General features: G+C 66.1%; 6 protein-coding genes and 1 pseudogene. 6 read left to right on the forward strand and 1 reads right to left on the reverse strand.

Annotated elements, in window-relative coordinates:
• Positions 1–310: 310 nt before the first annotated feature.
• From MPLG2_RS11060 to MPLG2_RS11080, 5 genes are all read left to right on the forward strand, one after another.
• Positions 311–2,161, forward strand: coding sequence for a hypothetical protein (locus tag MPLG2_RS11060; RefSeq protein ID WP_158681076.1), 1,851 nt, complete (start codon positions 311–313; stop codon positions 2,159–2,161).
• A gap of 261 nt (positions 2,162–2,422) precedes the next feature.
• Complete coding sequence (locus tag MPLG2_RS11065) at positions 2,423–3,373, forward strand: ROK family protein (RefSeq protein WP_158681078.1); 951 nt, start codon at positions 2,423–2,425, stop codon at positions 3,371–3,373.
• 133 nt (positions 3,374–3,506) lie between these two features.
• Positions 3,507–6,191 carry a glycoside hydrolase family 31 protein gene (locus MPLG2_RS11070; protein WP_105186170.1) on the forward strand — a complete coding sequence of 895 codons (2,685 nt, stop codon included), beginning with the start codon at positions 3,507–3,509 and terminating at the stop codon, positions 6,189–6,191.
• A 5-nt stretch (positions 6,192–6,196) separates the two neighbouring features.
• Complete coding sequence (locus MPLG2_RS11075; protein WP_158681080.1) at positions 6,197–8,434, forward strand: alpha-amylase family glycosyl hydrolase; 2,238 nt, start codon at positions 6,197–6,199, stop codon at positions 8,432–8,434.
• A 770-nt stretch (positions 8,435–9,204) separates the two neighbouring features.
• Positions 9,205–10,293 (forward strand): polyprenyl synthetase family protein, encoded by a 1,089-nt coding sequence (locus MPLG2_RS11080; RefSeq protein WP_105186172.1) that lies wholly within the window; start codon positions 9,205–9,207, stop codon positions 10,291–10,293.
• Between the two features lie 209 nt (positions 10,294–10,502).
• Here the strand turns inward: MPLG2_RS11080 and MPLG2_RS11085 are convergent, their stop codons facing one another.
• Positions 10,503–11,297 (reverse strand): thiamine phosphate synthase, encoded by a 795-nt coding sequence (locus tag MPLG2_RS11085; RefSeq protein WP_158681082.1) that lies wholly within the window; start codon positions 11,295–11,297, stop codon positions 10,503–10,505.
• A 160-nt stretch (positions 11,298–11,457) separates the two neighbouring features.
• Here MPLG2_RS11085 and pknB point away from each other — a divergent pair.
• A pseudogene (gene pknB / locus MPLG2_RS11090) lies at positions 11,458–13,233 on the forward strand (Stk1 family PASTA domain-containing Ser/Thr kinase); the annotation flags it as partial.
• Positions 13,234–13,254 lie beyond the last annotated feature (21 nt).

Below are 13,254 nucleotides of genomic sequence, written 5' to 3' on the forward strand. Positions count from 1 at the left end.
TGGTGGAATCCCCGTGGCAGCATGTGTGGGGGGATCGGGCGTCCCTGGGTTCCGCGCTTGCACGCGGTCACGGTGCGCACTTCACTCAGCGAAACCGGTGACTACCGTCCCGGGCCCATCCGGATCGGCCTCACTGATAGCGCCAACACCGGCGACCCATCGAGTTGATCGCTCGCCGAGGGGCCGCTTCGTCGCGCCAGGTTCCGTCTCGACCCGTGGCACGGCCTTGACTGACTTTTGTGCCGTAGACACTCTATTCCACAGTTGACCCACAGCACCCTCAAGGGTCTCTCGAAGAGAGCGAGTCCCCGTGGTCCCGACCTCGAGGCGCACCTTCCTCGGCGGCATCGCGGCCGCCGCTGCTAGCGCCGCCGCCGTCGTCAGCACACCCGCAGCTCAAGGCGCCGTTGAGTTATCGCCCACAAGCCGGGACGCGGTGTGGAGCAGAAGGGGGGCCGGTCCCCTGTACTGGAACACCTACGGCTACAACTTTCCGCACGACGCGCCCATCCCAGAGGCGGAGTGGCAAGCCAACATCGACTGGTTGGCCCGCGAGTATGCCCCGTTCGGGTACACCATGGCCAATACCGACGGCTGGGTGGAGTGGTCGACCAGGACGACTCCCAACGGGTACGTGATCAGCTACAACGACGAGTGGGAGCATGATTGGGCGTACTGGAAGGGTTATCTGGAACAGCGCGGCATGGAGCTCGGCGTCTACTACAACCCGTTGTGGGTCACCGAGTCGTCATTGCGGGATCGGTCCAAAAAGGTGCTTGGGCGGCCGGACGTCGCCGTCGCAGACCTGGTGGCCGACGGAGATCTCTTCTCGACCAAGGGCGCGGGACTCGGGCTCTATTGGCTCGATGTCGCGCGGCCGGGCGCGAAGGAGTACGTGCAAGGGTACGTGCGCTACTTCGCGGCGTTGGGTGTGCGCTACCTGCGGGTAGATTTCCTGTCCTGGTTCGAGAGCGGCACTGACGCTGGAATTGGCCGGGTCGGCGTCGCGCACGGTCGCGAGGCGTACGAAACCGCGCTGCGTTGGATGGACGAAGCGGCCGGCGCGGACATGATGCTCTCGCTGGTGATGCCACATCTGCACGAGGATGCGAAGCTGGAGCTGCGACACGGGGACATGGTGCGCATCAACGCCGATGCGGACCGTGGTGGTTGGGCCCGACTCAGCGGTGGCCGCCAGAGCTACCAGTCGGTGTGGCCCAACTGGCACAACCCGTTTTGCGGATTCACGGGTTGGTCGCATCGTGCGGGTCGGGGGCAGTTGATCCTGGATGGCGATTTCTTGATGCCCAGTACGTTCTCCACCGACGAAGAGCGCAAGACGATGATGAACCTGATGGTCATCGCAGGCTCTCCGCTGACGATCGGCGATACCCACGCCACCATTGATGGGCATGGGTGGGTATTCACGAACAGGGAGCTCTTGGAACTCAATGCGGCGGGATTGAGCGGGCGCCCCCTGTTCCTCAACGGCCGCCGGTACTGGGACGACCCCGGTTCGCGCGACACCGAACGCTGGGCTGGGCAACTGCCGGACGGCGGCTGGGCGGTGGCCCTGTTCAATCGTGGCGATACCGAGACGGTCACGAAGAGTATTGATTTCGCCGCCGACCTTGGCTTCGACGGGGGCGCCACCGTGCGCGATCTGTGGACGCACAGTGAACAGGCCGATCAGGTCGGCATCAGCGTCTCGCTGGCTCCGCATACCTCGCGCATCTTTCGGGTGACACCGAAGACCGGTCGCCGCTTCCAGGCTGTGTTTGCCGCGTGGGGCGGTGGCGCGAACTTCAACAACAACCATCTGCATCATCGCGCGATCGGTTTCGTCGACAAGTTGGAGGCCGCGTCGGAGGCACCACAGGTGACCTTCGCGGTCAACTCGCCAACCGCCGGCATTCGTCCGATTCGGTACCGCTACGCGAACTCGATGGGCTACCGGTCCACCATGACCGTCACCGTCCAGCGGGTCGATGGCTCAACGGTGGCCGCACCCTTTCAGGTCGGCTTTCCGCATCTGTCGGCGTGGGACGTCTGGGGCACCGTTCCCGGGGAAATCAACCTGGGCCGCGGGCTCAATCTCATCACGATCGGTCGTTCGAGCCAGGATGTCGGGGCCATCAACCTGAACTTCATCGAGGTGTGATCGACGGTGCGCGCCCGTGTTCTCGACCCCCCGGCTCGACTCCATGCCGGGATTCTGGCCGCGTTGATGCGGTCGGGCCCCCAGTCCCGACAGCAACTCGCCCATTCGACCGGACTGGACACCTCCACCATCGCCCGGACGGTTCCTGCACTTGCCGCCGCGGGATGGGTCGTGGAATCGGTCGACAGGCCCGTGACGCCAGCGCGGGGCCGGCCAGGTAAACGGGTCAGGGTGAGACACGCTCACCACCTGGCGGTCGGGGTGAAGATCGGCCCCGAGAAACTGACCGGTGCGGTAACCGACATTGCCGGCGGCGTCATCGTCGCCGACAGCCTCCCACTAAGTTCTCGTGAACCCGACGGGGTGCTTGGCATGGTCGCCGAGATGGCCCAGGCGTTGACCCGACGAGGACTGGAGTTGGTCGACGCCGCCGATGCGCGCGTTATCGGGTTGGGCATCGGGGTCGGCGGCCATGTCGTCGAGGGCCGGTTGGTCGTAGATTCACACATTCTGAACTGGCGCCAGGTCGACGTCAGTTCGACGGTTGCGCGGGCCACCGGCTTACCGACAGTCACCTTGAACGACGTCAACGCGCTCGCTGCCGGCGAACACTGGCTCGGCGCAGGACGCCGCGTCGATGACCTCGCAGTGATCACAATCGGTCGAGGGCTGGGCTGCGGCCTGGTTCTCGGCGGCCGGCTGCATGCGGGCACGTCAGGGTCTGCCGGGGAACTGGGCCACCTGCCGTTGCTGCCGGACGGGCCTTTGTGCGGCTGCGGCAACCGGGGATGCCTGGAGGCGGTTGTATCAGACCAGGCAGTCGTCGCGGCGTTGCGTGAGCGACTGCCTGGCATCGACATTCGCGACTTCCACGACATCTTGCGGCTGGCTGAGGCGGGCAATCCAGTCGTCTTGGATGGGCTGGCTCGTACCGGGGAGTTGCTGGGCCGCGCCGTGGCGTCGGTGGTGAATCTCGTGAATCCCGCGCTGGTCATCATTGCCGGTGAGATGACGAGCGGGATGGATTTCATGGAGCAGCCACTGCGACGGGCGACGGCCGACCACACGTTCTCTGCAGGCTGGTCGGAGTGCCGCTTGGTGATCGATCGCAGCGGGGATGAGCTGTGGGCGCGCGGCGCGGCTTGGCTCGCCATCAGGGCGGCAGTGCGACGACCGGCAATCCTGTCCCGACACATCGAAGTCGGCGGATGAGGTTCCGCCCGAGCCGGAGCAGGGCCCCGCCAGCCATCACCGTCACAGCTCGATGCACCGCCGGCAGTCACCGTGCCAGGCATCACGCCGAGCACGCCCACCCCACAATTCCCACTCCTAGATCGGTTCGCTGATGAATACTCCAGACAACCAGTCGATCACGTCAACCAAGCGCGGCGGCGCCCCCTTCGCCCGTGGCCGACTTTCCCTCCTCACTGCCGGTGTTGCACTGGCCTGCACCCTCACCGTGCCCATGTTCGCGTCCGCCGAGCCCGTCCCCACACCCGACAAAGACCTGAGCGCACAGCAGGCTCAAAAGCTGGAGAAGGAGCGTCGTGCCCAACTGGCCGCGGACGACGCCAAGGCGCAACGGGCAACCAATCCGGGCGAGGAGGTGCCACTGGACAAATCCAACCTGCAAAACCTCAAGGTCACGAAGACCACCGCCACCAGCGACGGCGTCAAGCTCGAGATGGGGTCATTCGTGGGTCTGGTGCGCTTCGTCAGCGCTGATGTGGTGAAGGTCACATTGCAGGCTGCCGGACAACCCGCCTACCAGAGCGTGGCTGTGGTGAAGAACCGGATCAACAAGGTGTCGATCAAACGCAGCAAGTCGCGCTCCACCTACACCATGAAAACCAAGGGCGTCACGGTACGGATCAGCCTGAGCAAGTTTGGCGTCACCATGCTGGACAAGAAGGGCAACGTCATCAACGCCGACGACTCGCGCTTCGGCAGCGGCTACGAGGACGGCAAGCCCTACGTCTTCAAGAAGACCGACAAGAGCGAAGCGTTCTACGGTTTCGGTGAGCAGACCAAGGGTCTCAACAAGCGCGGGGACAGCATCGGCATGTGGAACACCGACCACTACGCCTACGAGGCCGACGCCAAATACATCTACACGTCCATCCCGTTCTTCACCGGACTGAAGAGCAACGGCGCCTACGGCATCTTCTTCGACAACACCCACCACTCGATGTGGGAGATGGCCAGCGAGTCCCCCGACTACTACTACTTCTACGCCAACGGCGGCGAACTGAACTACTACTTCATCAACGGTCCCAAGATGGGCGACGTGCTCGACCGATACACCCAGTTGACCGGGCGCTACCAGCAGCCTCCGGAATGGTCACTGGGGTGGGAGCAAAGCCACTGGGGATACTCCCCGGGCAGCAAGATTGTCGACGTCGCCAAGGGCTACCGCGAACGGAAGATCCCGCTGGACGCGATGAACATGGACATCGACTACATGGATGGCTGGCGAGTGTTCACCTGGGGCAAGAACTGGGGTGACCAGAACAAGATCGACGATCAGCTGGAGTCGATGGGGGTGAAGACGATCGCCATCAACGACCCAGGCGTCAAGAAAGAGAGCGGCTACTGGATGTCCGACGAGGGCACGGCCAAGGGCTACTGGGCGACCAACCCCGACGGCAGCAACTACGAGGGCGCCGTCTGGCCCGGCACCGCCTACTTCCCGGACTTCAGCCGCGCCGACGTGCGCGAATGGTGGGCGAACCAGATGCCGAAGCTCACCGACAAGGGCGTGGACGGCATCTGGCTCGACATGAACGAACCGGCCGACTTCATCGGCCCCAATCACACGCTGCCATTGGAGGTCGAGTTCAGCAACGGCACCAAGCAGCACACCGAGGTTCACAACATCTACGGGTTCTGGAACACGGTGGCCACCTACGAGGGGTTGAAGAAGGTGAAGCCGAACGAACGGGCCTTCGTGTTCAGCCGTGACATGTACGCCGGATCGCAGCGCTACGCAGCGTTGTGGAGCGGCGACAACGTCAGCAACTGGGACCATCTGGCCCTGACTCTGCCGCTCAACATGAACGTCGGGCTGTCGGGCGTGCCGCATGTGGGCAACGACATCGGCGGGTTCGTCGGTGACACCACCCCCGAGTTGTTCGCTCGGTGGATCGAAAGTGGCTCGTTCGCACCGTTCGCGCGCGTGCACTACGACAACAACTTCCAGCCCGATCAGCAGTGCCAGGAGCCCTGGTGCCTCGGCTCCGAGGTGGAGGACATCGCCCGCAAGTACGTCAGCCTGCGCTACAGCCTGCTGCCGTACACCAACACGGCGTTCCACAACTCGACCAGGGACGGCCGACCGGTCCAGCAGGCGCTGGTGTACCAGTTCCAGAACGACCCGGCGGTGCGCAACATCTCCGATCAGTTCATGTGGGGCGACTCGATCATGGTGGCACCAGTGGTCACCAAGGGCGCCACATCGCGGCAGGTATACCTGCCCACGGGCAAGGACTGGATCGACTGGTGGACCGGCGAAAAGCACGCCGGCGGCCAGACCATCACCAAGGACGCACCGCTGGACGTGATGCCCATCTACGTGGCGGCCGGATCGGTGATCCCCACCCGCGAAGTGCAACAGCACACCGGACAGAACGACTTCACCAATGTCGCCTTCAACGTGTTTCTCGGCAACGGCAAGGCCACCGGAACCCTGTACGAGGACGACGGCAAAACCGAGGCGTACAAGAAGGGCGGCTACAACACCTATCGCATCAACGTGTCGACCACAGCGAACGGTTCGGTCTCCTTGTCGACCAAGAAGACCCATGCCGGCTACTCATCGAAGCTCAAGACCTACGACGTGGTGCTGCGTGGCGACCTGCCCGTGTTCGGCGGTGCCGCCGGAGCCAAGGTCAATCCATCCGAGGCCTCGATCAATGCAGACGCGTCCAGCAAGGGTGTGAAGATCACCAAGGTGGACGCCAAGAAAGGCACCGTGACCGTCCGGGTGCCGATCTCTGCTGCCAACGTCACCATCGCGTTTGAGGGGAAGTGACCTTCATGAAAAAGTCAATCAAGCTCACCGCCGTGTGCGCCCTCACCACCGGCCTGACCCTGGCCTCCGGGCCTGGAACGGCCACAGCCGGTCCCAGTGACTTCACCGCTGCGCCGATCTCTGCAAGCCAGGCCAAATCATTGGCCGGCAAGAGTGCACGCAATCAGGAGACGACTCTCAACATGTACTCGGTGATGACGGACCGGTTCGCCAACGGTGACCCGTCCAACGACACCGGCGGGATCTCCGGCGGACCCCTGCAGCACGGGTTCGACGCGACCAAGAAGCAGTTCTACAACGGCGGCGACATCAAGGGCCTCACCGAGAAGCTGGACTACATCCAGAGCCTCGGCATGAACGCGATCTGGATCACCCCGCCCTACGAGAACGACCCGGTGCAGATCCTGCCCAACTACACCTCGGCGTCCTACCACGGCTATTGGATCACCGGCTTCGACAAGATGGACAAGCATGTCGGCACGCCGGCGGAGGTGAAGGCCTTCATCGCGGCCGCCCACAAGCGCGGCATGAAGGTCATCTTCGACGTGGTGGCCAACCACACTGCCGACGTGTTCGACTACGCCCAGAAGGAGTACACCTACCGGGGCTCCGACCAATACCCGTACAAGGACATCAACGGCAACACCTTCGACCCCCACCAGTACGCGGCCAGCAGCACGTTCCCGCAGATGAAGGTCGAGGACATGCCCTACACGCCGGTGCTGCGCAGTGCGTCCGACGCCACGAAACGGTCTCCAGCCTTCCTCAACAACCCGCTCAACTATCACAACCGAGGAGACTCCACCTTCACCGGCGAGAGCTCGGTGTGGGGCGACTTCATCGGTTTAGACGACGTCTTCACCGAGAAGCCCGAGGTGGTCAAGGGCTTCAAGGACATCTTCAAGGGATACGTGAAGAACTACGGGGTCGACGGCTTCCGCATCGACACCTACAAGCACGTCAACATCGAGTTCTGGCAGCAGGTGATGCCCGACGTCGAGAAGTACGCGGCCTCCGTGGGCAAGAAGAAGTTCTACGTGTTCGGCGAGGTGGCCTCGCCCACGGCGCCGGAGGTGTCGTGGTGGTCGACCAAGGGCAACAGTGGATCCATGCTCGACTTCGCCTTCCAGGGTGCGATCCGCAAGACGCTGTCCGAGAACGCCCCAGTCTCGACCCTGGCCGACCTGTTCGCCCAGGACGACATGTACACCACGAAGAAGTTCAACGCCTACAACCTCGCCACCTTCGTCAGCAACCACGACATGGGCCGCATCGCGAACATGCTGCGGATCGACACCCCGTCGCAACCCGACTGGGCTTTGCTGCGACGGCTGAACGTGGCCAACGCGGTGCTGTTCTTCTCCCGCGGCAACCCCATCGTCTACTACGGCGACGAGCAGGGCTTCGTCGGTGACGGAAACGACACAGGAGCACGCGAATCACTGTTCGCCAGCCAGGTTCCCGAGTACGCCAAGGAGAAGCTGCTCGGCACCGACCGGACAGGCGCTCAGGACAACTACAGCACCACGGCGCCGATGTACCGGCAGATCCAACGCCTTGCGTCGGTGGTCAACGCCAACCCGGCCCTCAAGGACGGCGCGCAGGTCACCCGCTACGTGGACGAGGGCCAGGGCGTGTTTGCCATGAGTCGAACTGACGCCGCCAAAGGCGTCGAGTACGTCGTCGCGGTCAACAACGGCTGGAGCGACAAGCAGGTGAAGATCCCCACCTACAGCCGCGACATGGCATTCACCCAGCTCTACCCGGCCGGGAGCCAAACCCAGTACACCGACATCGACAAGAAGCTCACCGTCACCGTCCCCCATATGTCCGTGATCGTTTTCAAAGCGGCCAAGCCGGTCGCGAAGAGCAGCGCCGCACCCTCAATCACCTTGGACGGCATGACGCCCGGCGCCACCGTCACCGACCGATGGCAGATCAAAGCCCGCACATCAAACCAGGGCGGCAGTAACGACCAGGTCACCTTCGTCGCCAAAGTCGGAAACGCGGCCTGGACCTCCATCGGCACCGACGACAACCCCAACTGGTCGGTCTGGTTCGACCCGGCGGGCATTCCAGCGGGAACACCCGTCACGTTCCGCGCCATCGTCTCTGACAACAACGGCCACCGCCGGGTCAGCGATGGTGTCGTCCAAGTGATCGGAAACGACGCCACGATGAATGCCGACAAGGCTCCCGTCGACACGCCGAAGTCTCTACAGCCAGAGCTCCGCGGCCGCTGACACAGCGTAAACCGTGGCCCGGGTCGTGCACACGACCCGGGCCATTTGGTACCCGCGTCGGAATGCCGCACAGCAAGGTCACAATAGGAAAGGTGCGCCCATCGATCGTCGCGCTCAACCCCACCTGTCACCGGTCACTGCGTTTTGATCGTCGCCGCCGCAGCGATCGAACCGCTTCTTCCCGGCCGGCACGCTGCTGCTGACTCACTAGGTGGCGACCTGGGCGCAGACCGCGTGCGCGCCGTTGCCTGTGACGATGATGGCGACGCCATTGCCAGCGTAGGTGGGGGTGCCGATGGCCTCGCGCGGTCGGCAACCGCGCAGGTGCAGCCCGGTCTCGACGTGTGGCGTCCTCACCGCAGGTCACGGGCGCGCTGCGCGTGGTCGAGTTCATGACCGCCGCGCCGGCCGCCAGGGGGGCGTACTACCCCCAGTGAGTACACCGCGTCGGGCCCGGCGACGCGGGAGCTTCGGCAGCTCGGCGGGGGTGCAACTGTTCGTCGGATTTGAGTTGCAGCGGGACCTGGTGCCGACCGCTCACCGCGACTGGTATGTCCTGTATGTCACGGCTCTGGCGATGCGCCACCTACCCCGGTGCAGCTGTTGGACGCGCTGGTCCTACCGGCACGCCCTCGCCGCCGGGTTGACCGTTACAGGCTACCCCTTGGCAGGCAACTGGCGGCGGGCGGCATGTTCGTCTGACATCTCGGTGGGCAGTTCCGCTTCTTTTGAGGCATAAGGCAGCACGCACCACCTACTAGGCTCGCACCATGGGCGTTTTCGCTGGAGCCGATCCGCTGGGCGCTCCCTTTCGTGCCGCTGTGGGCGGCGTGCTGGGCGAGTTCGTCGCGGGGCACGCTACCCTGCTTACCGCTGTGGCCCCCCAGTTGGGCTCGCTGATCGAGTTGGCCCAAGTATTCACCGCCGGCGGCAAACGGTTGCGGCCGGCCTTCTGCTGGTGGGGCTACGCCGCCGTCGCCGAGCCGAGCGACCCCGACGCGCTGGTGCGCGCTGCGGCCAGCCTCGACCTGCTGCACGTCTCGGCCCTGGTGCACGACGACGTGATGGACGCCTCGGACACCCGACGCGGCTTAGCCGCGGCGCATCGTCAGTTCGAGGCCTGGCACGCCGACGGTGGACTGCTGGGTGATGCACAGGCATTCGGACGGGCCGGCGCGATTCTGCTCGGCGACCTGCTGCTGGTGTGGTCGATGGAGATGTTCACGGGGTGCGGGCTGCCCGCGGACGCCGTCGCCCGAGCCACCCCCCTGCTCGACACAATGCGCACCGAGGTCATTTCCGGGCAGTTTCTCGATGTATTCGCCCAGGCCGAGCCGATCGGTGCCGTCGACCTGATGACCCTGGTGCCGCAGGTGGTCGAGTTCAAGACCTCGCGTTACACGGTGATCCGGCCGCTGCAACTGGGCGCAGCGCTGGCCGGCGGAAGCGATGCCGCGCTGGTCGCCCTGGGTGCCTACGGGTCGCCGCTGGGGCGGGCGTTCCAGTTTCGCGACGACGTGCTGGGAGTGTTCGGCGAGCCCGAGGTCACCGGCAAGCCGGCCGGCGACGACCTGCGCGAGGGCAAGCGCACGGTGCTGGTCGCGCACGCGCTCGAACTGGCCTCCGACACCGCGAAAGAACGGCTGGCCGGACTGTTGGGCAACGCCGAACTCGACGCCACCGACGTGGCGACCGCCCGCGAGATCATCGTCACCTCGGGCGCGCTCGCGGCCACCGAGCAACGCATCGCCGACGACCTGAACCTGGCCCTCGCCGCCTTGGACGACGCCCCGCTGCGAGACGAGGCCGTCACCGCGCTGCGCCGGTTGGCTGAACTCTCAACCAGCCGCTCGGCCTGATCCGTCATCGGGGACGGTTCTATTTCCTGCTCACAGGCGCAACCGTCATGGAGATCCCGACGTTCGCCCGGGATGACGGACGGCTGCGACGCACGCGGCACTGCCGTCATCCCGCGCTTGCCCCGGGATCTCCAAACGCAAGGCGCGAACGAAGGTCTCGACAGGCTCGACCAACGGCAGAGGTCTCGACAAGCTCGACCAGCGGCGGATCAGATCTCCGGGTCCGTGTCGACCGGTGTCGTCCCAGGCGAGTCCGCGTCGTCACGGGTGACCCCGAGGGTGCGGAACCGACCCTCTTTGCCCACCGCGTCGATCGTGAAGGCGTCCATCTCGTCGCCCCAGGCCGCGCGCAGCCGGTCGCCGAAGCTGCCGGCTGCGGCCCCCGGATCGTCCGCGTCGCAGATCGCCCGGCCCACCGCCACCCGGCGCGCACCGGCGGCGAGCACCTGGTCGAGGTTGGTCAAAGTGATGCCGCCGATCGCGAACCAGGGCTTGGCGCCCTTGGCCTGCGGGGGCGCCACAGCGGCGGCGTGCCGCACCAGGTCGAGGCCCGGCGGCCGTCCGAACAGCGCCAACCCGCCGAAGCTCGGCCCCACGGTGAAGAAGTCGATCTGGTCGTCGGCCACGGCGGCGTCCACGTCTTTGACGGTGTAGCACGAGCGGCCCAGCTTGGCCCACCGGTGCACGTAGCGCCGCGCCTTCTCGGCCTCGGGACGGCCCTTGGGCAGGTGCAGCACGTCGGCGCCGAACTCGCGGGCCAGTTCGGGGTCGGCGTACACCGACACCAGGCCCTGGCTGCGCAGCGCCGCGGTGCGCAGCACGTCGAGCGCCGACAGCTTCTCGGTGTCGGACGCCCGGTCGTCGCGCAACTCCACCAGGTCGACCCCGGCGCCCATCACGTCGGCCGCGAACCCGCCCAGGTCGCCGGTGACCCGCCGGCCGTCGGTGACGCAGCACAGCCGCGCCAGGCGCAATCTGACGTCGATCCCCCGTAGTGCGGTCACGCCGGTCAGCCTAACGCCGGGCCGCGCCGATCACACACCACTTCGCTCGCGACGGCGATCCGGACGACGCCCGGCGGGTCGCCACCGGCCCGACGGCATCGCAGACCTAGACTCGCCGCAGGTCTGGACGGCCTGACTTCCCCTTGACTTGTCCGGAGCGATGGTGACGACTGTGAGCACGAGCGACCCCCTGGTGGGGCAGCTTCTGGACGGCCGATACGCCATCCTGCGCAAGCTGGCCCGGGGTGGCATGGCCACGGTGTACCTGGCCGACGACCAACGGCTCACCCGCACCGTCGCGATCAAGGTGATGCACGAGGGGCTCGGCGACGACCAGGACTTCATTGGCAAGTTCGACCGCGAGGCCCGCGCCGCCGCCCGGCTTTCGCACCCCAACGTGGTGTCGGTATTCGACCAGGGGCTGCACCACGGCCGTCCGTACATCGTGATGGAGTACGTCGAGGGCTGCACGCTGCGGCACATGATCACCCGCGAGGGCTCGTTCAGCCCCGAGCGGGCGCTCGAACTGCTGATTCCGGTGACCAGCGCGGTCGCCGCCGCCCACGAGTCGGGGCTGATCCACCGCGACATCAAGCCCGAGAACGTGCTGATCAGCGACCGCGGGCAGATCAAGGTCGCCGACTTCGGCCTGGCCCGCGCCATCACCGCGCAGACCGCCACCGCCACCGGCATGCTGATCGGCACTGTCAGCTACATCGCCCCTGAACTGGTCACCCACGGCAAGGCCGACCCGCGCTGCGACGTGTACGCGCTGGGCGTGGTGCTGTACGAGATGCTCACCGGCACCAAGCCGCACACCGGCGACAACCCGATTCAGGTCGCCTACGCGCACGTGCACAAGGCCATTCCAGCGCCGTCGTCGGCGGTCAAGACGTCGTGGCGCGAGTCGCGCAACGGCATTCCGCCCTACCTGGACGCGCTCGTCACCAGCGCCGCCGCCCGTCGGCCGGCGGACCGTCCGACCGACGCCCGGGTGCTGCTCGACCACCTGCGCCAGGCCCGCGAGGCGCTCGACCGGGGGGTGATGGACGACCCCGTGCTGACCAGCCGCATGCGGCGCACCACCCTCGACCCCGAGCATCACATCACCGAGCCGGTGCCCAGCCTGCGCGAAACCGACGGTGACGATCGCACGCCCACGCTGCGGTTCACCCCGTCGACCCCGATCAGCCCGGGGCTGCCCGAGATCACCGACGGCATGCCCTACTACGACGGCCCCGTCGAAGCCCCCCGCGCACCGAAGCGTCCGCGGCGCCGCTGGCTGGGGCTGATCGCCGGCCTGATCGCCGTGCTGCTGGTGGGGTCGGGGTTGTGGTGGGTGTTCGCCGGCCAGTACCAGGCCACCCCAGCGATGGGTCAGTTGAACCAGGCCCAGGCCAAGGCGGCCGCCGCGTCGGCCGGGCTGCAGATCGCCTTCGCCAGCGAGTTCTCAGAAGACGTGCCGAGCGGGCTGGTGGTGCGCACCGACCCGGCCTCGGGCGAACGCATCGTGCACGGCGGCACGGTCACGGCGTTCGTGTCCAAGGGCCCTGAGCGCTACCCGGTGCCGGCGCTGCGCGGCCTCGACCTGCCCACGGCCACCGAGAACCTGACCAAGCTGCATCTGGTGGTGGGCACCGTCACGCAGGCCTTCGACGACGACATCGAGGCCGGCAAGGTGGTCAGCAGTTCGGTCGACGAGGGCACCCCGCTCAAGCCGGGCACCGCGGTCGACCTGGTGCTCAGCCAAGGGCCGGCACCGGTCACCCTGGCCGACTGGACCAAGAAGTCGGCCAAGGACGCCACCAAGGCGCTCAAAGAGCAGGGTCTGGTGGTGAAGACCACCGAACAGAACGACGCCGACGTAGCCAAGGGCGACGTGATCAGCCAGACCCCCGCCGCCGGCGAGGTGCACCGCGGCGACACCGTCACCCTCGTGGTCAGCAAGGGCCCGGTG

The sequence above is a fragment of the Micropruina glycogenica genome (genome assembly GCF_900289045.1).
Lineage (GTDB): Bacteria > Actinomycetota > Actinomycetes > Propionibacteriales > Propionibacteriaceae > Micropruina > Micropruina glycogenica.